At 73.9% G+C, this 22,784-nt stretch carries 22 protein-coding genes; 11 read left to right on the plus strand and 11 right to left on the minus strand.

Annotated features, from left to right (window positions below; all coding sequences use genetic code 11):
* Positions 1-3: 3 nt before the first annotated feature.
* The 8 genes from DQ240_RS17705 to DQ240_RS17740 form a co-directional block, all read right to left on the minus strand.
* Complete coding sequence (locus DQ240_RS17705; protein ID WP_113840946.1) at positions 4-912, minus strand: ABC transporter permease; 909 nt, start codon at positions 910-912, stop codon at positions 4-6.
* Positions 912-2,102, minus strand: a complete 1,191-nt coding sequence (locus DQ240_RS17710; protein WP_199589379.1) for an ABC transporter permease — start codon at positions 2,100-2,102, stop codon at positions 912-914. Before DQ240_RS17710 ends, DQ240_RS17705 begins: the two co-directional genes overlap by 1 nt.
* Entirely contained in the window at positions 2,099-3,727 is a 1,629-nt protein-coding gene (locus DQ240_RS17715) for an ABC transporter ATP-binding protein (protein ID WP_113840947.1), read from the minus strand. Before DQ240_RS17715 ends, DQ240_RS17710 begins: the two co-directional genes overlap by 4 nt.
* Before the next feature lie 4 nt (positions 3,728-3,731).
* On the minus strand, positions 3,732-4,823 hold the full coding sequence (locus tag DQ240_RS17720) for a BMP family ABC transporter substrate-binding protein (protein ID WP_113840948.1): 1,092 nt from the start codon (positions 4,821-4,823) through the stop codon (positions 3,732-3,734).
* A 73-nt stretch (positions 4,824-4,896) separates the two neighbouring features.
* A complete protein-coding gene (locus DQ240_RS17725) occupies positions 4,897-5,559 on the minus strand; it encodes a flavin reductase family protein (protein ID WP_113840949.1) in 663 nt (220 codons plus the stop codon).
* Positions 5,556-7,016 carry an amidohydrolase family protein gene (locus tag DQ240_RS17730; protein WP_199589380.1) on the minus strand — a complete coding sequence of 487 codons (1,461 nt, stop codon included), beginning with the start codon at positions 7,014-7,016 and terminating at the stop codon, positions 5,556-5,558. The genes DQ240_RS17725 and DQ240_RS17730 overlap by 4 nt, the downstream gene beginning before the upstream one ends.
* 11 nt (positions 7,017-7,027) lie before the next feature.
* Complete coding sequence (locus DQ240_RS17735; protein WP_233498809.1) at positions 7,028-8,041, minus strand: zinc-binding dehydrogenase; 1,014 nt, start codon at positions 8,039-8,041, stop codon at positions 7,028-7,030.
* Between the two features lie 224 nt (positions 8,042-8,265).
* Positions 8,266-9,372: an NAD(P)-dependent alcohol dehydrogenase gene (locus DQ240_RS17740; RefSeq protein WP_113840951.1), complete on the minus strand. Its 1,107-nt coding sequence runs from the start codon at positions 9,370-9,372 to the stop codon at positions 8,266-8,268.
* 61 nt (positions 9,373-9,433) lie between these two features.
* On the opposite strand from DQ240_RS17740, the gene DQ240_RS17745 reads away from it, so the two are divergent.
* Entirely contained in the window at positions 9,434-10,894 is a 1,461-nt protein-coding gene (locus DQ240_RS17745; RefSeq protein WP_158548777.1) for an aldehyde dehydrogenase, read from the plus strand.
* A 68-nt stretch (positions 10,895-10,962) separates the two neighbouring features.
* Complete coding sequence (locus DQ240_RS17750) at positions 10,963-13,146, plus strand: cytochrome P450 (RefSeq protein ID WP_113840953.1); 2,184 nt, start codon at positions 10,963-10,965, stop codon at positions 13,144-13,146.
* A 77-nt stretch (positions 13,147-13,223) separates the two neighbouring features.
* Here the strand turns inward: DQ240_RS17750 and DQ240_RS17755 are convergent, their stop codons facing one another.
* Complete coding sequence (locus DQ240_RS17755) at positions 13,224-14,102, minus strand: DUF559 domain-containing protein (RefSeq protein WP_113840954.1); 879 nt, start codon at positions 14,100-14,102, stop codon at positions 13,224-13,226.
* Between the two features lie 135 nt (positions 14,103-14,237).
* Positions 14,238-15,347, minus strand: a complete 1,110-nt coding sequence (locus tag DQ240_RS17760; protein ID WP_113841010.1) for an acetamidase/formamidase family protein — start codon at positions 15,345-15,347, stop codon at positions 14,238-14,240.
* 167 nt (positions 15,348-15,514) lie between these two features.
* Between DQ240_RS17760 and DQ240_RS17765 the strand changes: the two genes are divergently transcribed.
* From DQ240_RS17765 to DQ240_RS17790, 8 genes are all read left to right on the plus strand, one after another.
* The gene (locus DQ240_RS17765; protein ID WP_199589381.1) at positions 15,515-16,447 is read left to right on the plus strand and encodes a metal ABC transporter solute-binding protein, Zn/Mn family; all 933 of its coding nucleotides are present in this window, start codon (positions 15,515-15,517) and stop codon (positions 16,445-16,447) included.
* Positions 16,444-17,232: a metal ABC transporter ATP-binding protein gene (locus tag DQ240_RS17770; protein ID WP_113840956.1), complete on the plus strand. Its 789-nt coding sequence runs from the start codon at positions 16,444-16,446 to the stop codon at positions 17,230-17,232. The genes DQ240_RS17765 and DQ240_RS17770 overlap by 4 nt, the downstream gene beginning before the upstream one ends.
* Positions 17,229-18,146, plus strand: a complete 918-nt coding sequence (locus tag DQ240_RS17775) for a metal ABC transporter permease (RefSeq protein ID WP_113840957.1) — start codon at positions 17,229-17,231, stop codon at positions 18,144-18,146. The genes DQ240_RS17770 and DQ240_RS17775 overlap by 4 nt, the downstream gene beginning before the upstream one ends.
* Positions 18,147-18,225: 79 nt before the next feature.
* Positions 18,226-18,366 (plus strand): hypothetical protein, encoded by a 141-nt coding sequence (locus DQ240_RS23375; protein WP_158548779.1) that lies wholly within the window; start codon positions 18,226-18,228, stop codon positions 18,364-18,366.
* Between the two features lie 154 nt (positions 18,367-18,520).
* Positions 18,521-19,159, plus strand: coding sequence for a TetR/AcrR family transcriptional regulator (locus DQ240_RS17780; protein WP_113840958.1), 639 nt, complete (start codon positions 18,521-18,523; stop codon positions 19,157-19,159).
* A gap of 54 nt (positions 19,160-19,213) precedes the next feature.
* Entirely contained in the window at positions 19,214-19,639 is a 426-nt protein-coding gene (locus tag DQ240_RS17785; RefSeq protein WP_113840959.1) for a hypothetical protein, read from the plus strand.
* Between the two features lie 43 nt (positions 19,640-19,682).
* Complete coding sequence (locus tag DQ240_RS23710) at positions 19,683-19,853, plus strand: hypothetical protein (RefSeq protein WP_199589382.1); 171 nt, start codon at positions 19,683-19,685, stop codon at positions 19,851-19,853.
* 46 nt (positions 19,854-19,899) lie between these two features.
* Complete coding sequence (locus DQ240_RS17790) at positions 19,900-20,277, plus strand: LapA family protein (RefSeq protein ID WP_233498804.1); 378 nt, start codon at positions 19,900-19,902, stop codon at positions 20,275-20,277.
* A gap of 21 nt (positions 20,278-20,298) precedes the next feature.
* Here DQ240_RS17790 and DQ240_RS17795 read toward each other — a convergent pair whose 3' ends face one another.
* The gene (locus DQ240_RS17795) at positions 20,299-20,673 is read right to left on the minus strand and encodes a hypothetical protein (protein WP_113840961.1); all 375 of its coding nucleotides are present in this window, start codon (positions 20,671-20,673) and stop codon (positions 20,299-20,301) included.
* A 203-nt stretch (positions 20,674-20,876) separates the two neighbouring features.
* On the opposite strand from DQ240_RS17795, the gene DQ240_RS17800 reads away from it, so the two are divergent.
* Positions 20,877-22,721, plus strand: a complete 1,845-nt coding sequence (locus DQ240_RS17800) for an acyl-CoA dehydrogenase (RefSeq protein ID WP_113840962.1) — start codon at positions 20,877-20,879, stop codon at positions 22,719-22,721.
* The last annotated feature ends 63 nt before the right edge of the window (positions 22,722-22,784 follow it).

The raw sequence follows: 22,784 nt of genomic DNA on the forward strand, positions 1-22,784 counted from the left end.
GGCTCACACGAGCCCTCTCTCGAACGGTTTGCTCAGGGCGCGGGGCTCGCGCTGGGACTTGGCCATGACCACCATGACCGCCAGGGCCAGCAGGTACGGGGCGGCGACCAGCAGCTGGGCGTTCAGCTCGACGCCGAGCGACGGAAGGGCCAGGCGCAGCGCGTCGGCGGCCCCGAAGAGGAAGCAGCCGAGCAGGGTGCCCTTGAGCCGCCACGCGCCGAAGATCACCGCGGCGATGACGATGAAGCCGCGCCCCGCGGTCATGTTGTTGTTGAACGAGCCGACCAGGCCGACCGACAGGTAGGCCCCGCCGAGGCCCGACATCACGCCGCACCACATGAGCGCCTGGCGCCGGCGGACGTTCACCTTGATGCCGCTGACGTCCGCGGCCTGCGGGTTCTCCCCCACCGCGCGCAGCTCCAGGCCCCACCGGGTGCGGTTGACCAGGAACCAGGTGAGCGGGACGACGAGCAGGAGCAGGTAGAACGGCCAGCGCTGCTCGAACAGGACGCCCAGCAGCGGGATCTCCGCCAGGCCGGGGACGCGCAGCACCCCGACCTGCGAGCGGCTGAACTCCGTCGTCTGCAGCAGGAAGCTGGTCATCCCGAGCACGAAGATGTTGATCACCAGACCCACCACGAAGGTGTTGATCTGGATCCGGTGCGACAGGTTGGCGTGGACCAGGGCGACGAGCAGGCCCACGAGCGCACCGGCGAACAGGCCCACCGTGGGGCTGCCCGTCGCGCTGCCGACGGCGATCGCGCCGAAGGCGCCGGAGAGCATCATGCCCTCGACGGAGATGTTCAACGTCCCCGCGCGCTCGGCCAGGTACTCGCCGCACGCGGCGAAGGCCAGCGGGGCGGTCAGGCGCAGGGCGCTGGCGAGCACCGTGCCGCCGTCGTCGAGCCACATCAGACCGGCACCTCTTCCTTGGCGGGCGCGGCGGCCGACGGCCGTGCCGGGGACTCGGGGACCGCACCGCGGTTGCGGATGCGGCGTCCCCACAGCGCCGAGAGCACCGGCGGGACGACGAACGCGAGGACGAGCAGCGCCTGGATGACGTCGACGAGGTAGCTGGGCACGCCGGTGGAGGCCAGGTAGCTCGAACCGGCCCGCAGCCCGCCGAAGAGCACCGCGACCGGCAGGGCCAGGCCGGGACGGCTGCGGGCGACGAGGGCGACCAGCAGGCCGTCCCACCCGAAGTTGTTGGAGATCGCGGGCTGGAGCCGGAAGACCGTGCCCATCAGGATGACCCCGCCGGCGAGGCCGGCGAAGGCCCCCGACAGCACCAGGGCCGAGCCGCCGAGCCGGGAGGCGCGGATGCCCGCGTGCCGGGCGGCCAGCGGGTTGAGCCCCAGCATGCTGAGCCGGAAGCCCCAGCGGCTGCGGCCGAGCAGCACGGCCAGGACGACGGTGGCGACCACCGCCAGGATCGCCCCGACCCCGATGGTGAGGTCGGGGTACTGGCCGAAGCTGGCCAGCCGCAGGAACTCCGGCACGGCGTCGGACTGCGGCCGGGCCGGCCCGTTGCCCATGCCCTGCTCCTGCAGCAGCGACGGGCTGAGGACGGCGAACTGCACCACCTGGGCGGCGACGAAGGTCAGCAGCAGCGTGGTGACGACGACGTTGACCCCGCGGGTGTAGTACATCGCCGCGCTGATCCCCGACCAGGCGCCGCCGCCGGCCGCGGCCGCGACCAGCGCGACGGTGATGACCAGCCAGGCCGGCCCCTGCAGGCGGAGGGCGACGAAGCAGCCCACCATCGCGCCGATGAGCAGCTGGCCCTCCTGGCCGATGTTGAACACCCCGGCCCGGTTGGCGATGCAGGCGCCCAGCGCGACCAGCAGCAGGGGAGCGGCGTTGACGAACGTCTGCGACCAGCCGGCGGCGTCGGCGATGCTGCCGGTGTAGAGCGCGTCGACCACCTCCGAGGGCGACCCGTCGGAGATCGTGACGAGCAGCGCGGCCAGCGCCATCGCGAGGGCGACGCAGCCGACCGTGATGCCGGCCGTCCGCCACGCATCCGCGCTGGGGCGGCGCAGCCCGGTGCTGCCGACGACGTAGCTGGCCAGGGGCCGGCGGACGGGAGCGGGACCGGTCACGCCGCCTCACCCCCGACGAGCATGCCCAGGCGCTGCGGGGAGGCCTCGGCGACGTCGAGGACACCGGTGATCCGGCCCGACGAGATGACCGCGATGCGGCTGGCCAGCGCCATGACCTCCTCCAGTTCGGTCGAGATGAGCAGGACGGCCACGCCCGAGGCCGCCGCCTCGCGCAGCCGGGCGTACATGTCCTCGATCGCCCCGACGTCCAACCCGTGGGTGGGCTGCGCGGCGACGAGGACGGTGGGCCCGGCGGAGAGCTCGCGGGCCAGGACGACGCGCTGCTGGTTGCCGCCGGACAGCGTGCGCAGCGGGGCGTCGATCGAGGGGGTCCGGATGGCGAACCGCTCGATCAGCTCCTGCGCCTGGGCGCGGACCTGCGCCCGGCGCATCAGCAGCCGGCCGCTGTACCGGCGCAGGTCGGTCATGACGAGGTTCTCGGCGACGCTCATGTCCAGGACGACGCCGGAGCGGTGCCGGTCCTCGGGGATCACGCCGACGCCCGCCTCGTGCAGCGCACCCGGGCGGTCGAGCACGACGTCGGTGCCGTCGACCCGCACGGTGCCGGCGTCGGGCTCGAGCAGGCCCGAGAGCAGGTCGCCCAGGGTCGCCTGCCCGTTCCCCTCGACGCCGTAGAGAGCGACGATCTCGCCGGTCGCCACCTCCAGGTCGAGGGAGTCCAGCAGCACCCGGCCGTCGGGTCCGGTCACGCACAGCCCGTGCAGGGCGAGCGCGGCGGTGCCCTGGACGTCGGCGGACACCTGGGGGGCCGGCGGCTCGGCGGGGACGGCGTCCAGGCCGCCCGCGAGCACGGGACTCAGGTGCTTGGCCGGGTCGTCGGTGACCACGAGCCCCAGGGCGGCGCCCTCGGCGTGCAGCGACACGTCGCGGCCGACCATCTGTCGGGCCAGCTCCGGGGCCGAGGTGTCGGCGGTGCGGCAGGAGAACGCCAGCCGCCCGCGGCGCAGCACCGACACGACGTCGGTGGCCGCGGTGATCTCGGCCAGCTTGTGGCTGATCAGGATGACGCCGCGGCCCTCGGCGGCGACCGCGGTGCGCAGCACGTCGAACAGGGCGGCGGACTCGGCGATGGTGAGCACCGAGGTGGGCTCGTCGAGGATCAGCACCCGCGGATCGCGCCGGAGGGCCTTGATCAGCTCGACCCGCTGCCGCTCGCCGGCCGAGAGCCGCTCCACCGTCCTGGTGGGGTCGACGACCAGGCCGTAGCGCTTCCCGACCGCCTCGACGTCGGCGCACACGGCGTCCTTGTCGATGCGGCCGGGCTCGCCGAGCGCGACGTTCTCCCAGACGGTGAGCGGCTCGATCAGGCTGAAGTGCTGGTGCACCATGCCGAGCCCGTGCTCGGCGGCCTGCAGGGGGGTGTCGATCTCCACCCGGCGGCCGTCGCGGTGCACCTCGCCGGCGTCGGCGTGCACGAGGCCCATGAGGACCTTCATGAGCGTGGACTTGCCGGCGCCGTTCTCCCCGAGCAGGCCGTGGACCTCACCGCGCTGGACGGTCAGGTCCACGGCGTCGCAGGCCACGACCGGCCCGTAGCGCTTGCTGATGCCCCGCAGTTCCAGCGCGGGGACGAGCCCGTCGGTACGGGCACGGTCGTGGCTCATGCGTTCAGCTCCCCAGGCGCTCGACCTCGGCGTCGGGGTCGATCGTGCCGTCCCCGACGGAGGCGATGAAGTCCGCCAGCTGCTGCTCCTGCTCGGGCGTCACGCCACTGTCCTCGCAGAACTGGACGGTGGGCAGCGGGTCGACGCCCATCTTCCACAGCCGCGTGGTGCCACCCTCGAGCTCACCGTTGGCGAAGTCCTCGAGAGCCACGGCGAAGTACTCGCCCGGGTCGAAGATCACCGAGATCGCGTAGCCGTCGCCGCAGCGGTCGGTCCCCGGCGTGAGGACCGGGATGCCCGCCTCGAAGCCGAGCTCGGCGGAGGCGTCGGTGGCGCCACCCAGGTACGGGTAGAGCCCGCCGATGCCCTGGCCGATCTGCGCCTGGGTGGCCTCCACGGCCAGGCCCGAGTCGTCGAAGTCACCGGTGTAGGTGGTGACCACCTCGGCGTCGGGGACGATCTGCCGCACGCCGGCCTGGAAGGCCTGCGCGGCGATGATGCTGAAGTCCAGCTCCGGGCCGGTCACGAAGCCCGCCGTGGTCGCGCCGCTGCCCTGCATGAGCAGGCCCAGGGCGTACCCGGCCGCCAGCAGCGACTCCGACGCGGAGTCCTGGCTGAGCACGACGTTGTCGGCGAGCTCGTAGCCCTCCGTCTGCGACGGCAGGTACCAGATGGTGCCCGCGCAGACGTCCTCCTCGGCCGCCGGCAGGGCGTCGGCGAGCTCGGAGGCGGCGAGGGCGACCATGTCGACGCCCTGGCGGCACATGTTGCGGGCCTGCTCCAGGGCGTCGGCCGGGTTGATCTCGCCGACCTTGATGAGCTCCCAGCCGTCCTGGCTGTCGACGAACTCCTGGGCCTTGACCACGAACGACTCGTAGTAGCCGTTGTCGTTGAGGTCGCCGGGGCTGAGGACGCCGATCTTGACGTCGCCGTCGCCGTTGACGTCCGGCTGCTCGCCCGAGGCGCTGCTGCCGCCGCCGGAGGACCCGCCGTCGGAGCCGCCGTCGTCGTCGGCGTTGTTGCCGCAGGCGCTGAGCGCGACGACGGCGACGGCCGCCAGCGCGGCGGTGCGCCGCAGGGGTCGGGTGGATGACATGTGCTGCCTCCCGGGTCGAGGTGAGGGGGTCGGGGACTGTGGAGCCGGTGGTGCGGTGTGCTGCGCGACCGGCTCAGCCGGCGCTGTCGACCAGGTCCGCGTACGCGACGCGCTCCTGCTCGAAGACGGCGTCGCCGGTGGCGGCGACGAAGTACGGGAAGCCCATCCGGCCGATCGCGGCGACCCGGGTCGGGTCGATCCGGGTCTCGCTGTCGTCGGCCAGCAACTCCTCCGAGACGCGGATGTTCACGACCTCGGCCAGCACGATGTGCACGCCGGAGAAGCAGGAGGTGGGGTCGCCGCGGTCGATCGACTCGAGCACCCGGCACTCCATGTGCGCCGGGCTCTCGGCGACCGACGGCGCGGCGACGACCTCCGAGGGGCGGGTGGTCCAGCCGACGAGCTCGGCCTCGTCGACGCCGGCCGGGTACTCGCGGGCCACGGTCTCGATGTGGTCGGCCATCGCCGTCGTCGTCAGGTTGATGACGAACTCGCCGGTCGCCTCCAGGTTCACCCAGGTGTCCTTGGGCTCCGGCGTCTCCTCGCGGACCGTGCCGATGGTGACGGCGACCGTGGGCGGCAGCCCGCAGACCGGCATGAAGTAGCTGAACGGCGCGACGTTCACCCCGGCCGGGCCGGTCGTGGAGATCATGGCGATCGGCCGCGGCACGACCAGCTGGGAGAGCAGGCCCTGCAGCTGCGCCGGGGAGCGGCCGGCCAGGTCGATGGTCTTCACGCGGGGGTCCCTCCCGGGACGAGGGCCGGCCGGACCGGCCAGCTGGGGACGGGGTCGATGCCGGCCCGGCGCAGCAGCGACGCCCGGCGGGCCGTGGCCTCCTCGCGGAGCGCGGCGAGGTCCACCGTGGTGACCCGGCCGTCGCGGACCACCGGCCGACCGTCGACGAGGACGTCGCGGACCGTGCCGCTGGGCGCGCCCCACACCAGGTGCAGGGCGAGGTCGCCGCGCGGCGTCCACGCCGGGGCGGTGCCGTCGAAGACGACGAGGTCGGCGCGCTTGCCGACCTCGATGGAGCCCACCAGGTCCCCGAGGCCGAGGGCCTCCGCGCCGGCGCAGGTGGCGACGGCGAAGGCGTCGGCAGCGGTCAGCGGCGGGTCGCCGGCGGCGGTGTCGCGGGAGACGCCGGCCAGCAGCCAGGCGGCGCGCAGCACGTCGGGGGTGTCGCCGGCGTTGTGGGAGTCGCAGCCCAGCGCCAGGCGGCCGCCCGACCGCAGGAACTCCGCGTGCCGCGAGGCGCCGGTGTAGCCCTGGCCGAGCCGCAGGTAGGCACCGGGGCACACGGCGATCGCGGTGCCGGTGTCCAGCAGGGCGCCGAGCTCGTCGTCGTCCAGGTGGACGGCGTGGCCGAGCACCAGCCGCGGGCCCAGGACGCCGAGGTCGGCCAGGTGGGTGACCGGGCGCTTGCCGCTGCGGGCGGCGTAGGCGAGCCCGTCGTCGGTGCTGGGCGACAGGTGCCAGGTGACCTGGGTGTCCGCGCGCTCGGCGAGGGCCGCGGCGCCGGCGAAGAGCGCGTCGCTGGCCAGGTCGTGCCCGACCAGGGTGACCCAGGCGCCGACCAGGCCGTCCGGGGGCAGGTCGGCGAGCAGCTGCTCCTGGCGGGCGAGCACCTCGGCGGCGGGCCCCGACCACGGCAGGCCGGGCGCGTCCCAGCCCCACGTGCCGACCCGGCCACGGATGCCGGCGGCCGACAGGCCACGGGCGACCGAGAGGGGGGCGGCCACGGTGCCGGGCTCGGCGATCGTCGTGACGCCGTTGGTCAGCGCCTCGACCGCGGTGAGGGTCGCCGCGAGCTCGTCGTCCGCCGGCTCGTGCGCGGCGTGGATCGGCACCGCCCAGTCGAAGATCGACTGCTGGGAGTCGATGTCGTCGGGGATGGTGCTGCGGACCAGCGGGTCGCCGGTGGTGTGCTGGTGGGCGTCCACCAGCCCGGGGGTGACCACGCAGCCGGCGGCGTCGATCTCCGTCGCGCCGGGGAACTGCGCGCGCAGCTCGGCGGCCGGGCCGAGCGCGGCGATGGCGCCGTCGACGACCGCGACCGTCGTGCGCTCGAGCACGGCCCGGTCCGGGGCCATCGTCACGAGGTCGCCGTCGACGACGAGGAGCGCGCGCGATGCCCGCTGTTCGCTCCCGCGGTCGCTCCGCTCCTCGCTCGCAGACCTCGCTGCGATGCTCACTCCCTGTCCGCTCACGGGATCACCAGCACCCGGCCGACGGTGCTCCGGTCGCACAGCAGGTCCTGGGCGACGCCGGCGTCCTCCAGCGCGAAGCGGCCGGCGACGGTGGCGGTGCCGCCGTCGGCGAACAGCTGGAGGGCCGCGGCCATGTCGCTGGGCAGGTAGCCGCCGGCGCCGAGCAGCTCCAGGCCGCGGTGGAAGGCGTCGGAGAGGGAGAAGGTGACCTGGTCGCCGGTGGTGTTGCCGAGGAAGACCAACCGGCCGCCGATCCGCAGGGCGGACATGGAGGCGGCCCACGTCGCGGGGCCGAGGTACTCCAGCACGACGTCGGCGCCGCGGCCGTCGGTGACCTCGGCGACGAGCGAGGGCGCGTCCTCGGTGCCGACGACGACGTGCTTGACGCCGACCGCGGCCAGCGCGGCGGCCTTCTCCGGGCTGCCGACGGTGGCGACGACGTGCGCGCCGACCCGCTGGGCGATCTGCACCGCGGCCAGGCCGACGTTGCCGGCGGCGGCGTGCACCAGCAGGGTCTCCCCCGCCCGCAGCCGGCCGACGCGGACCACGGCGGAGTAGGCGGTGGCCCAGGGCGTGGGCAGGCATGCGGCCTCGACGAGGTCGATCCCCTCCGGCAGCACGTGCGCGGCCGAGGCGGGGGCGAGGACGAACTCGGCCAGGCCGCCGTCGATCGTGGCGCCGAGGATCCGCAGGTTCGGGCAGTGCCCGCCGCGACCCTCGTGGCAGAGCGGGCAGGCGCCGCAGGGGAGACTGGGGTCGAGGACGACGCGGGCGCCCACCGGCACCGGGGAGTCCTCCCCGGCCGCCTCGACGACGCCGGCGACGTCCATCCCGGCCACGTGCGGCAGCTCGAGGCCGGGCAGCCGGACGTCACCCCGGCGCTGCAGGACGTCGAGCTGGTTGAGGCCGCAGGCGGCGACGCGCACCAGAACGTCGGCCGGGCCCGGGGAGGGCACCGGGACATCGGCGAGGCCGAGCACGTCGGGGCCGCCGAAACCGGTCTGGACCATCGCTCGCACCGCCGCTCCACCTCCCTGCCGAGTGACCCGCACCGTCTCGCATCGTGAATCGATGAATCACCATGTGGACCGGTGCGGTCACTGTGGTCGGCGTGGCGCGGCCGTGTCAACGGTCCGGCCGAGCCCGTTACTGAATCAACGTGGACGTAACACGGCGGACCGCAGGAGTGACCCCCGCCACTGACAAGGAGTGGCGGCGGTCACGTCGTGCCCGGTCACGCGTCGAACGTGAGGACCGCCTTGCCCACCCGACCGGCGCGGACGTCGTCCAGCGCGCGGTTGACCTCGGTGAACGGGTAGTGCGTCAGCAGCCCGTCGACCGGGAACCGCCCGGCGCGGTGCAGCTCGACCAGCCGCGGCAGGAACTCCTGCGGGACGCTCGCGCCGGCCGTGATGCCGACGACCGACCGACCGGTGCCCAGGATCGAGCGCCACTCGAACGACATCTCGGCGCTGGCCCCCACCCCGATGACCCCGCAGACACCCAGCGGGGCCAGGGACTCGACCGCGGCCCGGAGCACGTCGGCGCGCCCGGTGGTGTCGAGGCTGTACTGCAGCCCGCCGGGGACCTCCGCGCGCACCCGCTCGGCCAGGTCCGGCTCGCCGGCGGCGACGGTGTGCGTGGCCCCGAGCGCGCGGGCCTGCTCGAGCTTCGCCGGGTTCACGTCGACGGCGACGATCGTCGTGCAGCCGGCCTCGACCGCGCCCAGGATCGCCGCGGCGCCCACCGCGCCGGCGCCGAAGACGCCGATCGAGCTCCCGGGCGCCGGCCGCAGCACGTTGAGCACACCGCCGGCGCCGGTCTGGAAGCCGCAGCCGAACGGGCCGACCACGCCGAGGTCGGTCCCCTCGGGCACCTTCACGACGCTCCCCCGCCGGGCGACGACGTGGGTGGCGAACGAGGACTGGCCGAGGAAGTGGCCGTGCACCGGCTCGCCGTCCTGCGACAGCGCCGTGCTGCCGTCGGGCCGGGTGCCGATGAAGTTGTACGCCCAGAAGTTCTCGCAGTAGGCCATCGCGTCGGCACGGCAGGGACCGCACTCGCCGCAGAAGGCGAACGTCATGGCGACCGGGTCGCCGACCGCGAGGTCGGTCACGCCCTCGCCGACCTGCTCGACGATCCCGGCGCCCTCGTGCCCGAGCACGACCGGCGGGGTCATCATGGAGCGGAACTCCAGGTCGGTGCCGCAGATGCCGGTGCTCACCAGCCGCACCACCACCTCGTCGGCCCGGGGTGGGGCCAGCTCCAGTTCGACGAGCTCCAGGGGCCCTGCGGGGTCGCGCAGGACGGCGGCGGTCACGGCAGTGGGTCGACCGGTCATGCGTGTCACGTTACGAGAGACCGTCTTGACTGACGAGATGCTCGCGCCCGACGATCACGGCATGACGACGTCGGTGCGCGAGGGCCTCAACTTCATCGACGGGGCGTGGACCACGGCCGCGGGCGGCGGGCGGCTGGAGCTGGTCGACCCCGCGACCGGGCAGCCGTTCGCCACCGTCGCGGAGGGCACCGCCGCCGACGTCGACGCCGCGGTCGCCGCGGCCCGCCGTGCGGCTCCCGGCTGGGCGGCGACCAACCCCACCGACCGCGGCGCCCTGATCTCCCGCTGGTCGCAGCTGGTGTTCGAGAACGCCGAGCGGCTCGCGGCGCTCGAGGCGCAGGACGTCGGCAAGCCGCTGTCCGGCGGCCGGATGAACGCCTTCATCGCCGGGGGGATCATCGGCTACTTCGGCGGCGCCGCCGACAAGCTCACCGGGGTCACGCTGCCCACCCGGACGCCGGACTTCCACGGCTACACGCTGATGGAGCCCCTCGGCGTCTGCGCCGTCATCACGCCGTGGAACGTGCCCGCCGTCCTCACCGCGGCCAACGCCGCCCCCGCGCTCGCCGCCGGGAACGCCGTCGTCCTCAAGCCGTCGGAGGTCGCCCCGCTGGTGGTGCTCGCCCTCGTCGAGCTGGCCGCCGAGGCCGGGATCCCGGCCGGCGTGCTCAACGTGGTCACCGGCGGACCGCAGGCCGGGGCCGCGCTCTCGGGGCACGCCGACGTCGACCACCTCAGCTTCGTCGGGTCCACGGCCACGGGCCGGGCGATCATGCGCTCGGCTGCCGAGAACCTGGTCCCCGTCAAGCTCGAGCTCGGCGGCAAGTCGCCGAACCTGCTCTTCGCCGACGCCGACCTCGACGCGGCGGTGCCGGCGATCGTCGGCTCCATCACCGAGAACGCCGGGCAGAACTGCTACGCCGGCTCCCGCCTGGTGGTGGAGGAGTCGATCGCCGACGAGGTGCGCGAGCGGGTCGTCGAGGCGATGCGCGCGGTGCGGATCGGCGCCTGGGACGAGGACCTGGACATGGGCCCGCTGGTCAACGCCACGCAGCGCGACCGGGTGCTGGGCTTCCTCACCGAGCTGCCGGGCAGCGGCGCCCGCGTGCTCACCGGCGGCGGCGTCCCCGGCGACCGGGACGCCGGCTGGTTCGTCGAGCCCACCGTGGTCGACGGGGTCTCCCCCGACGCGCGGATCGTCCGGGAGGAGGTCTTCGGGCCGGTGCTGGCGATCCAGACCTTCCGCGGCGACGCCGAGGCCCTCGAGCTCGCCAACCGCACCGACTTCGGGCTGCTGTCGTGCATCTGGACCTCCGACGTCTCCCGCGCGCTGCGGATGGCAGCCGGGGTGCGCAGCGGCCAGGTCGCGGTCAACCAGTTCCACGACGCCGGCGTCATCGGCTTCCCGTTCAACATGCAGAAGGACAGCGGCTTCAGCCGCGGCGGCGGCTACGCCGCGATGCGCGAGTACACGCAGGAGAAGGCCGTGGCCATCCGCCTGCTCCCCCCGCGCGCCGTCTAGTCTCGCTCTCCCCGGTGGCGCGGCCGGGCAACACCGCGCGTTCGCCTCGAGCCCCTCCGGAGCACGAGTTGACCCTCCCGCTGTTCGACCACCACTCCGCCGAGGCCAACGCCGACCCGGTGGCCTACTACCGCCGGTTCCGCGAGCAGCAGCCGGTCGGCTGGACCGAGGCCCACGACGGCTTCTTCTTCACCACCCGGCACGCCGACGTGGTCCGCATCGCCCGTGACGACGCCACCTTCTCCTCGGAGCGGGCGCCGGCCGGCAACCGCGGCATCTCCTTCGTCATCCCCTTCGGGCCGGGCCTGGAGCAGTACCCGATCGAGCTCGACCCGCCCCGGGCCACCCCGTACCGGGAGCTGATCAACCCGCTGCTGACGTTCGACGCGGTGGAGAAGCTGAAGCCGATGATCGCCCGGCACACCACCGCGGCCATCGACGCGTTCGTCGAGACCGGGTCGGTGGACTTCGTCCGCGACCTGACCAATCCGGTGCCGGCCGCGGTCACCCTCGACTGGCTGGGCTTCCCGACCGACGACTGGAAGAAGCTCGCCGGCCCGGTGCACGACATCTTCGCCAGCGTCCCCGGCACCGACCGGGCGATGCGCGGCGTCGAGGGGCTGATGTACCTGGAGAGCCGCATCCGCGAGCTCATCGCCGCCCGGCGCGCCGAGCCGCGCGAGGACGCCGTCTCCGCGCTGGTGCACGCGGTCCACCCCGAGGGCCGGCCATTCACCGAGCAGGAGCTCGTGTCGGTGATGTACCTGCTGGTCGCCGGCGGGGTGGACACCACGACGTCGCTCACCGGCTCCACGCTCGTGTGGCTGTCGGAGCACCCCGAGGAGCGGCAGCGGCTGATCGACGACCCGGACCTGCTCGACGTCGCCGTCGAGGAGTTCCTGCGGGTCTTCGCGCCGTCGCAGTCGATGGCCCGGACGCTGCTGTCCGACACCGAGGTCGGCGGCGTGGCGATGCACGCCGGGCAGCGGGTGCTCATCCCCTGGGTGGCGGCCAACCACGATCCGGAGGTGTTCCCCGACCCCGAGACCGTGGTGCTCGACCGCAACCCGCAGCGGCACCTCTCCTTCGGCATCGGCACCCACCGCTGCGCCGGCGCGCACCTGGCCCGGGCGATGTTCGGCGAGATGATGCGCCAGGTCCTGACCCGGCTGCCCGACTACCGTGTGCTGGGCGAGGCGCTGGTCCCCTACCCGACCCGGGGCAACCAGACCGGCTGGGACGCCATCCCCGCGCTGTTCACCCCCGGTCCGCGGCTGGGCTCGGCCGCGGTGGCGCCGGCGATCGTCACCCGCGAGCTCGAGGTCACCGAGGTGCGACCCGTCGCCACCGACGTCGTCGCGGTGACGTTCGCCGACCCGACCGGCGCCCAGCTGCCCGCCTGGACCCCGGGCGCGCACCTGGAGGTGCGGCTGCCCTCGGGCCGGCTGCGGCAGTACTCCCTGTGCGGGGACCCCGGGGCCGACACCTGGACCGTCGCCGTCCTGCGCGAGCCGGCCGGGCGCGGCGGCTCGGTCGAGCTGCACGAGCTGGCGCGCAGCGGTGCGCGGCTGACCGTGCGCGGCCCGCGCAACCACTTCCCGCTGGTCGACGCCCCGGACCACCTGCTGGTCGCCGGCGGCATCGGCATCACGCCGATCCTGGCCATGACCCGGGCGCTGGTCGCGCGGGGAGCGCCGGTCCGGGTGCTCTACGGCGGGCGGACGGCGGCGTCGATGGCGTTCGCCGACGAGCTGGTGGCACTGGCCGGCGACGGCGTGCAGTTGCTGCCGCAGGACGAGCGCGGCGTCCCGGACCTCGCGGCCGCCCTGGCCACCATCGGGCCCGAGACCGCGGTCTACTGCTGCGGGCCGGCGCCGATGATCGCCGCGATGGAGGCCGCCTGCGCCGCGGCCGGGGTGTCCGACCGGCTGCACGTCGAGCGGTTCACCGCGCCGGCCGAGGAGGTCGCCGTCGACACCTCGCACGACGTGGCCTTCGACGTGCGCCTGGCCCGGACCGGGACGACGGTCACCGTGCCGGCGGACAAGCGGATCGTCGAGGTGCTGCGCGACGTCGTCCCGCTGTCGTCGGACTGCGAGCAGGGCTACTGCGGAGCGTGCGAGACGCGGGTGCTGGCCGGCGAGCCCGAGCACCGCGACTCCGTGCTCACCGACGAGGAGCGCACCGCCGGCCGCTCGATGATGATCTGCGTCGGCCGGGCCAGGACGCCGTCCCTGACCCTCGACCTCTAGCCCCCCGCTCGACGAGATCTGCACAGTCGTCACCATCAGCGCCTGATGCCGACGAGTGTGCAGATCTCGTCGCACCCTCAGCCGACCACCACCGACCCGATCTGGGCCACCACATCCGCCGGCCGGCCCAGGACGTCGGCGGAGGAGTAGCGCAGCACGGTCCAGTCGGTCAGGACGATGCCGTTCTGCCGGCGGAGGTCCCGGACGAAGACATCGCGCTCGCGGTGCACCTCGCCGTCGAACTCGACGACGACGCGGTGCTCGGGCCAGGCCATGTCCACCTCTGCCAGCAGCCGTCCAGCGCCGTCGACGATGCGGTACTGCAGCACCGGCGCGGGCAGTCCGGCCTCGTGCAGCAGCCACCTCAGCACCGACTCCATGGGCGAGCCCGCACGCCGGTCGCCGAGGGGCAGCACGTCCCGCGCCCGCTTCGCGCCCCGCCCGTGGGGACGCCGGTCCAGCGCCGCGGCGAGCTCCTCGGCGGAGCAGAACCGCCGCAGGACCTGATCGGTCACGGCGAGGAGGGGCGGCGGCTCGAGCACCGCGGCCAGGTCGCGCCAGGTGCGCGCCGGCGTCGTGACCGGCAGGCCCCTGGTCTCCGTGAGGTCCGCGGGGACGTGCGCCGTCCGGTGGATGCAACGGTCCCGCCGGCCACGCACGGCGCTCCCCGGGCCGACGGTGAGGTGCACGCGTGCATCCCGAGGCTGGAGCGGGATCTCGAGTCCCCAGAGCTCAGCCGCGGTCCGGTGGCTCGCGACCGCGTCGCCCGGTGCGGTCAAGAGGACGGCGGCGACCCGGGCGTCGACGTCGTCCGCCAACGCCCGGGGCAGGTAGGTGTCACGGGACAGCCGGCGCAGTCCCGGGTGGCGGAGCGCTCGCTCCCCGAACCCCTCGGCGAGGACGGCGGAGCGGGTCGTGGGTCCGTGGATGCGGAGGCGCGGCGGGCGGCTGGGCACCGCGACAGGGTGCCGGGAGGGGTTGATCCGCCGCTGCCGCCGTCCACAGCCCTCGACGAGATCTGCACAGTGGGCGGCATCAGCGCCTGATGCCGACGAGTGTGCAGATCTCGTCGAGGGGAGGGCCGGGTTCCGTCAGAGGAAGATGTCGCGGCGGATGCCGCAGTGGGCGCCCAGCGTGCCGTCGACGACCTGGGTGATCCCCATGTCCATCGCCACCGAGCACAGCGAGTACGCGTCGTCCGCGGAGAGCCCGACCCGCCACCGCAGCAGCGTGATCATCTCCTCGACGGCCATCCGCGCGGCCTCGTCGAGGTCGGCACCGAAGCCGTGGGTGTACCAGTGGGTGTCGGTCTCCAGCATCGGGGCGCGCAGCTCCAGGTCGTCGACGGCGGCCAGCCGGACGGTCGCGTTCGCCGACGCCTCGATGGCGGTGCCGCAGATCTCGCCGTCGCCCTGCGCGAAGTGCGGGTCCCCCCAGTAGACGCCGGCCCCCTCCCGGAACACCGGGTAGAAGACGGTGGCCCCCGGTCCGAAGCGCCAGTTGTCCACGTTCCCGCCGAAGACCCCCGGCGGGATGCTGGAGAGGACGTCGTCGCCGCCGGGCAGCACGCCCATCAGGCCGAAGTGCGGGCGGACCGGCACCCGGACCGGGCGGCTGAACGGCTCCTCGACCCGCGCCGAGGCCGGTGTCCGCCACCCCGGGACGTCGTAGAGGGGGCGCGAGGTGAAGTCGTAGGCGAACAGCGGCTGCGCGACGGTCGGGAAGTCGGTGGCCGGGGTGCCGTCGGAGTGGTCGAGCTCGTAGACGGTGATCCGCTCCTTGCCGTACGTGTCGTACAGCAGTCCCCAGTTGGCGGCGCAGTTCGAGCCGTAGGGCACCCGCGGCGCCATGGTCTCGATGCGGACGGCGACGGCTCCTCCCGGACGCGCACCGGCGACGGCCACCGGCCCGGTGAGCACGTGCACCCCCGGACCCCGCTCGCTCTCCGGGATCGCCGCCCAGATGGCGTCGAGACCGGCGTCGATCATCAGCTCGGGGGCGTCCCCGGCGTGGTGGCTCACCGCCTCGACGGCCAGCGCCGCGCCCGACGGCACCTCGAGGACGGGCTCGGCGGCGGGGTCGATCGCCCCCCAGCGCACGGTGCCGGGTGTCGCCGGGAGGGTGCGCTGCGAGGGCGCCGGGGCGGCGAAGGTGCGCTCGGCCTGGGGGGAGAGCGCCAGGAGGGAGGTGGCGGTCGTCATGCTGGCCATCGCACCGCCGCCGCGTTTCGCCGCCGTTTCCCCCGGGTGACATGTCGTATCGCATGGCGGGACGTCATATGCACGGTGCGGGACAGCGGTGACGCTGCGTCCGCTCCTGCGCCATGCGCCATACTGTTGTGGAACCGATAACCATTCTCGGGAGAACCGTGCCGCACCGCCTCCGCACCACCGCCGCCCTCGCGGTCCTCGCCGGCACGGCCGCCCTGGCCGGCTGCTCGGACGCGGACGGCGGACCGGTCACGGAGGCCGGCGACCCGGCGAACTGCCCCGGCGAGGTGGTCGACGTCGTGGTCTCGGTGGCCCAGTGGGGCGCCGTCGTCGACCAGCTCGGGGGCGACTGCGCGAACGTCACCACCGTGCTCGGCTCCGGCGCGAGCGACCCGCACGACCACGAGGCGAGCACGGGCGACATCGCCGCGTTCGAGGACGCGGACCTGGTCGTCTACAACGGCGCCGGCTACGACGGGTGGGCCGCCGACGCCACCGACGGCGTCTCCCCCCGGCCCGTCGTGCTCGAGGTCGCCGAGGTGGCCGGCGCCGCGACCGGGGACGACCCGCACCTCTGGTACGAGCCCGAGGTGCTCCCCCGGTTCGCCGACGCGGTGACCCGGGAGCTGACCGAGCTCTCCCCCGACGCCGCCCCCTACCTCCAGCAGCAGCGCCAGCTGTTCACCACCGAGCTCCAGTCCTACGTCGCGGCACTGGCCCGGCTGCGCGAGCTGGCTCCCGGCCGCACGTACGCCGCGACCGAGCCGGTCTTCGACCGCACCGCCCGCGCGGTCGGCCTCGCCGACGCCACCCCGGCCGGCTACCGCGACGCCGTCGGCAACGAGGGAGAGCCGGCACCGGGGGACCTCGCGGAGTTCGTCACCGCTCTCGCCGACGGCGGCATCGACGTCCTCGTCTACAACACCCAGACCGCCGGCAGCCTCCCCGAGCAGCTGCGCACGGCGGCGGAGGACTCCGGCGTCCCGGTCGTCGAGGTCACGGAATCGGCGCCGGACGACGACGGTTCCTTCGTCGAGTGGCAGGTGGACCAGCTGGAGCGACTCTCCGACGCGCTCACGGAGAACCCGTGAGCCCGACGCCGACCCCGGCGCTCGTCCTCGACGACGTGAGCGTCGTCCGGGCGGGACGGACCGTCTGGTCACAGGGGACGCTCGCCGTCCCCGCCGGTGCGGTCGTGGGCGTGATCGGCCCCAACGGCGCCGGGAAGACGACGCTGTTCCAGGTGGCCCTCGGCCTGCTGCCCGTCGCGGCCGGCCGGGTCGAGGTGCTCGGCGCGCAGCCGCGCCGCGGGGACCGGCGGATCGGCTACGTGCCGCAGAACTACACCGCCGCGCTGGGCGACGCGATCCGGTGCCGTGACCTCGTCACGCTGGGGCTCACCGGGCACCGCTTCGGGCTGCGCCGCACCAGCGACGCCGACCGCGCCCGCGTCGACGAGGCGCTGCGCCGCGTGGGCGCGCTCGAGTACGCCGACCGCCGCATGTCGCAGCTGTCCGGCGGCCAGCAGCAGCGGGTGGCCATCGCCCAGGCGATCGTCGACGACGCCGAGCTGCTCCTGCTCGACGAGCCGCTGGCCAACCTCGACCTGCGCAACCAGCAGGAGATCGTCACCCTCCTCGGCGAGCTCCGCCGGGAACGCAGCGTGACGATCATGGTGGTCGCCCACGACCTGAACCCGCTCCTGCCGGTGCTCACCGACGCCGTCTACCTGCTCGACGGGCACCCGCACCACGACCCGATCGGCGAGGTCGTCCAGGAGGACCTGCTCACCCACCTCTACGGGACGACGGTGCGCGTGGTCCGCACCGCGCAGGGCGACCTGTTCACCCGCGCCACCGGACCGGACCCGGCATGAGCGCCGTCGCCGCCTCCGTGCAGTTCCAGTCCGACTGGTGGCAGGTGCTGCAGACCGACTTCATGCGCAACGCGCTGCTCGGTGGCTCGCTGGTGGCCATCGCCGCCGGCCTGCTCGGCTACTTCGTCGTCGTCCGCAGCAACGCCTTCGCCGCGCACGCGCTGGCGCACATCGGCTTCCCCGGCGCCACGGGCGCCCTGCTGGTCGGGGCGCCGGTCACCCTGGGGCTGGCCGTGTTCTGCGTCGGCGGCGGCCTGCTGATCGGCCTGCTCGGCCGTCGGGTCGCCGACCGGGAGATCGCCACCGGCACGGTGCTCGCCTTCGCCACCGGTCTCGGCGTGCTGTTCGCGTCGCTGGCCAGCGCGAACGCCAGCACGACGACGTCGGTGCTGTTCGGCAACCTGCTCGCGGTGTCCGACGACGAGCTCGTGGTGTTCGCGCTGTTCACCCTCGCCGTCGCGGTCGTGCTCGCCCTCATCGGCCGGCCGCTGGTGTTCGCCTCGGTCGACCCCGCGGTGGCCGAGGCGCGCGGCGTGCCGGTGCGCGCCCTCGGCGTCGCCTTCGTCGTCCTGCTGGCGCTCACCATCACGATGGCCGTGCAGGTGGTCGGCACGCTGCTGCTCTTCGGCCTGGTCGTCACGCCGGCGGCCGCCGCGCTCCGCCTGACCGCCCGCCCAGGACGCGTGGCCGCGATCGCCGTGGCCATCGCCCTGCTCTCGGTGTGGGTGGGCCTGGTGCTGGCGGCGATGGTGGACCTCCCGCCGAGCTTCTTCGTCGTCACGGTGTCCGTGCTGGTCTGGGTCGCCGTCCTGGTGGTCGTCCGGGCCCGGGGGCGGGCTCCGGCCGCCGCCGGCAGCGGCTGCGCCCACACCGCCGAGGGCGTGCCGACGGCGGGTCGCGCCAGCGTTCTGTGAGCGAAGTCTCACCGCTTCGGCTTCATGTCCTCCGCGTGGGTCTGTTTCCCGCACGTGTCGGGAGGGGACCCTGTGTCCTATGGAGGACACGCAGAGCGACGCCCGGATGACGACCGAGACCGCCGTCGAGCAGCTGGTCGACGAGGCCCAGGGACAGCAGTCCTCGGCCGGCCCCGTCTCCCGGATGCTCGCCAACCCGCGCCGGGTACGCCGGGCCTGAGCCCGTCAGCCGCGGCGCCGGGACCACAGTCGTCCCACCCATCTCCCGCGCCTCGGCCCACCCGCACGCCCCTCGTCACCCAGAGCAACCATCTGGGGTTGCGGACCGGCGTGCCGCGAACTGCTCCGTCACGTGCCGGTGCACGATCCAGAACGTGACCGCAGCCGCTCTCTCCCTCGCCACCGACCACGACCACGGCGCCGACGGGGTCCCCGTCCGCCGCAGCCGTGCCGAGCGGCAGGCCATCGTGCTGGACACCGCCGAGCGGCTGTTCGCCGCGCGCAGCTCGCGCAGCGTGGGCATGGACGAGCTGGTCCGCGAGACCGGCCTGGGCAAGATGACCGTCTACCGGCTCTTCAAGAGCAAGGACGAGCTCGTCGGCGCCTACCTGGCCCGCAAGGCCGCGACCGTGCTCGCCTCGATCGACGCCGACCTGATGCGGCTCGAGGGCGACCCCCGCGCCGCGCTGCTGGCCGTCGTCGACATCGTCGAGCGCGACGTCACCCGCGCCGGCTTCCGCGGCTGCCCCTTCACCAACGTGAGCAGCGAGTACGACGACCCGACGCACCCGGCCCGCAGCGCCGCGGCCGACTACAAGTTCGAGCTGCACGCCCGCCTGGAGCGCCTCGCCGACCAGCTCCTCCCCGGCGCCGGCGAGGACCTCGCCGCCCAGGTGCACCTGGTCATCGACGGCATGTACCTCTCCGGTGGGCTGCTGGGCCCCGACGGCCCCGCGTCGCACGGCCGCCAGCTCGCCGAGCGCCTCGTGGACTCCGCGACCGCCACCGTCTGACCCCGCCCTCGGGCTGGACGAGCGAACGCGCCGGTCAGCCCGCAGGATGCAGGGGTGAGCGAAGACCGCAGCCGCCCCGACCTCGACGACACCACCGTCGAGGGCCTGGGCAAGCTGTCCGAGGCCCTGGAGACCATCGAGCAGGCCCGCGGCCAGCTGTACGGGTTCCACCAGCACTCCGGCAAGGCCGACCTGCTGCTGCAGGACGCCGTGGAGCTGTTCCGGAAGGCCGGCCACACCGAGCTGGCCGACGACCTGGACCGCGACCTCGTCGGCCGCAACGTCATCGCCGACCGCTGGACCTTCCAGATCGTCGAGGACTACGACGCCACCTACTGGTCGACGTTCCGCGCCTTCGACGAGCGCGCCCGCAACGAGCTGTCGAACGGCGACCGGCACGTCTACGAGGCGCGGATGAAGCAGCGCGAGCGGACCCAGGGCCACCCCCACCACGAGGCCGGGCCGTCGCTCAGCGACTGACCGCTCCCGTTTCCCGCCGGACCTCCGAGGGCACCGTCCGGGCATGACCATGCCTGATGGGGACAACGCCGGTTCCGACCGGGAGGCGAAGCCGCTCGGTGCCGAGAAGGCGCCCGGCGAGGACCGGGAGTCGCTCGGCGCCACCGAGGGCCCGGCAGACGGCATCGCCGGTCCCGCCTGGCCGCCGGCCGGCACGGAGCCCGACGCGCACTGACCCCGGCAGCCGTTTGGCCGGCCGTCCGGCGGGCAGACCTGACGGCGTGACCACTCCTGCCTCCCCCGCCGACCCCTATCCGGGCACCACCCCCGGGGTGCCGCGCGCCCCGGGAACGGCGGCACCGGGGGGTCTGACGACCGGCGGGACGACGGCGCCGCCGACCGGCCCCACCGGCGGACCGGTCCGCGAGCGGCACACCGGCAAGACCATCGGGCGGACCGTCGCCCTCGCCCTGCTGCTGTTCGTGACCGTCGTCCTGGTGCTGTTCGTCGTGTTCAACACCCAGAGCGTCGACATCAGCCTGGTCTTCGCCGACGTCAACGCCCCGCTGGTCCTGGCGCTGCTCATCGCCGCCGGCCTCGGCGCGCTGGTGTCCGGCCTCGCCGCCGCCGTCCTGCGGGCCCGCCGCCGCAACCGGTGACGCCGGGACGGACCCGGGAACTCAGCCGAGGGCGAGGACCAGGCACACCACGGTGAGGGCGACGGCGACCGGCGTCATGACCAGGCGCTCGGGCCGGCTGCGCGAGACGGCGTTCATGAGGACGCCGAGGGCGAAGTAGCCCGTCAGGACCCGGATCGAGACGTCCACGAACCCCTCGGGCAGGACGTCGGTGGCCGTCGCGGCGTCCAGGAGCACGAGCGCGACGACCGCGTAGCCGACGATCGAGACCACGCTCCCGACGCGGAACGCCGTCGGGAGGACGACGTGCTGCCCGCCCCACGCGAGCCGCCCCCAGGGTGCACCGGCGACGAGGGCGACCTGGAACACCGCGAGGAAGCCCAGCAGCAGGACCCCGAGGGCAGCGACCGTGACCACGCGCGGACGGTAGCCGGGGCGACCAGGCCGGTGGACGCGGCGTCCCGCGCGTGACGCGCACCTCCTCCCTTCGGGGCAGCACGCCCCCTCCGAGCGTGTCGGACCGCACCTCGCTTGCCGTTGTTACCGACGGGTAATAGCGTTTGTTACTGGCGGGTACGAATCCGACCAGTCACGGCATGGAGCACGGGAGCCACACGCGCATGAGCCACTACACCGCGAACCTGCGGGACCTCGAGTTCAACCTCTTCGAGTTCCTCGACACCAAGGACCGGTTCGGCACCGGACCGTTCGCCCAGATGGACGCGGAGACCGCGCGCGGCGTGCTCGCCGAGATCCGGCGGCTGGCGGAGGGCCCGATCGCGGAGTCCTTCACCGACGCCGACCGGAACCCGCCGGTGTTCGACCCGGCGACGCACTCCGTCGTCCTGCCCGAGGGCTTCAAGAAGTCGGTGCAGGCGCTCAACGAGGGTGAGTGGTTCCGCCTCGACCTGCCCGAGGAGCTCGGCGGCTTCGGCGCGCCCGTGGCCCTGCGCTGGGCCGCCTTCGAGATGATCCTCGGCGCCAACCCCGCCGTCTTCATGTACGGCTCGGGCCCGACGTTCGGCACCGTCCTCTGGGAGCTCGGCACGCCGGAGCAGCGCGAGCTCGCGCAGCTGATGATCGACCGCCAGTGGGGCGCCACCATGGTGCTCACCGAGCCCGACGCCGGTTCCGACGTCGGCGCCGGCCGCACCAAGGCCGTGCAGCAGCCCGACGGCTCCTGGCACATCGAGGGCGTGAAGCGGTTCATCACCTCGGCCGAGCACGACCTGTCCGACAACATCATCCACCTGGTCCTGGCCCGCCCCGAGGGCGCGAAGCCGGGCACCAAGGGCCTGTCGCTGTTCGTCGTCCCCAAGTTCCACGTGGACGTCGAGACCGGCGAGCTGGGCGAGCGCAACGGCGTCTACGTCACCAACGTCGAGAAGAAGATGGGCCTCAAGGTCTCCACGACCTGCGAGGTCACCTTCGGCGACGGCCCGGTGCCGGCCAAGGGCTGGCTGGTCGGCGACGTGCACGACGGCATCGCCCAGATGTTCAAGATCATCGAGTACGCCCGCATGTTCGTCGGCACCAAGGCGATCGCCACCCTGTCGGCCGGCTACCAGGTCGCGCTCGACTACGCGAAGAACCGGGTGCAGGGCGCGGACATGGCCGCCACCGCCAAGGACGCCCCGCGGGTCACCATCACCCACCACCCGGACGTCCGCCGCTCGCTGATGCTGCAGAAGTCCTACACCGAGGGCATGCGCGCGCTGTACCTGTACGCGGCCAGCTTCCGCGACCAGGTCATGGAGGCCCAGGCCGCCGGCCAGGCCGACTCCGAGGAGGCGAAGCTCGCCGCCCGCCTCAACGACCTGCTCCTGCCGGTCGTGAAGGGCTTCGGCTCCGAGCGGGCCACCCAGCTGCTGACCGCGGAGTCGCTGCAGACCCTGGGCGGCTCGGGCTTCCTGCAGGACTACCCGATCGAGCAGTACATCCGGGACTCGAAGATCGACACCCTCTACGAGGGCACCACGGCCATCCAGGGCCAGGACTTCTTCTTCCGGAAGATCGTCAAGGACGGCGGCGTCGCGCTGACGTGGCTGGCGAGCCAGATCCAGGCCACGATCGACGCCGAGGTCGGCAACGGCCGGCTCAAGGAGGAGCGGGCCCACCTGGCCGCCGCCCTGGGCGAGGTCCAGGCGATGCTCACCGCGATGTTCGGCCACCTGACCGCGGCCCAGGAGGACATGGCCAACGTCTACAAGATCGGTCAGAACACCTCCCGCCTGCTGCTGGCCGTCGGCGATCTGATCACCGCGTGGCTGCTGGTCCGCCAGTCCGAGGTGGCGCTGGCCGCCCTGGGCGGCGAGGTCAGCGAGCGCGACCGGCACTTCTACGAGGGCAAGCTGGCCGCCACCCGCTTCTTCACCTCCCAGGTGCTGCCGCGCCTGGCCGGTGAGCGGGCGATCGTCGAGGCGACCGACAACGCGCTCATGGAGGTCGACGAGGCGGCCTTCTGAGCCGTTCCAGCAGGTGAGCGACGGCCGCCTCCCCCTCGCGGGGAGGCGGCCGTCGCCGTGTGT

It is taken from the genome of Blastococcus sp. TF02A-26 (assembly GCF_003319125.1).
In the GTDB taxonomy this organism is placed as follows: Bacteria; Actinomycetota; Actinomycetes; order Mycobacteriales; family Geodermatophilaceae; genus Trujillonella.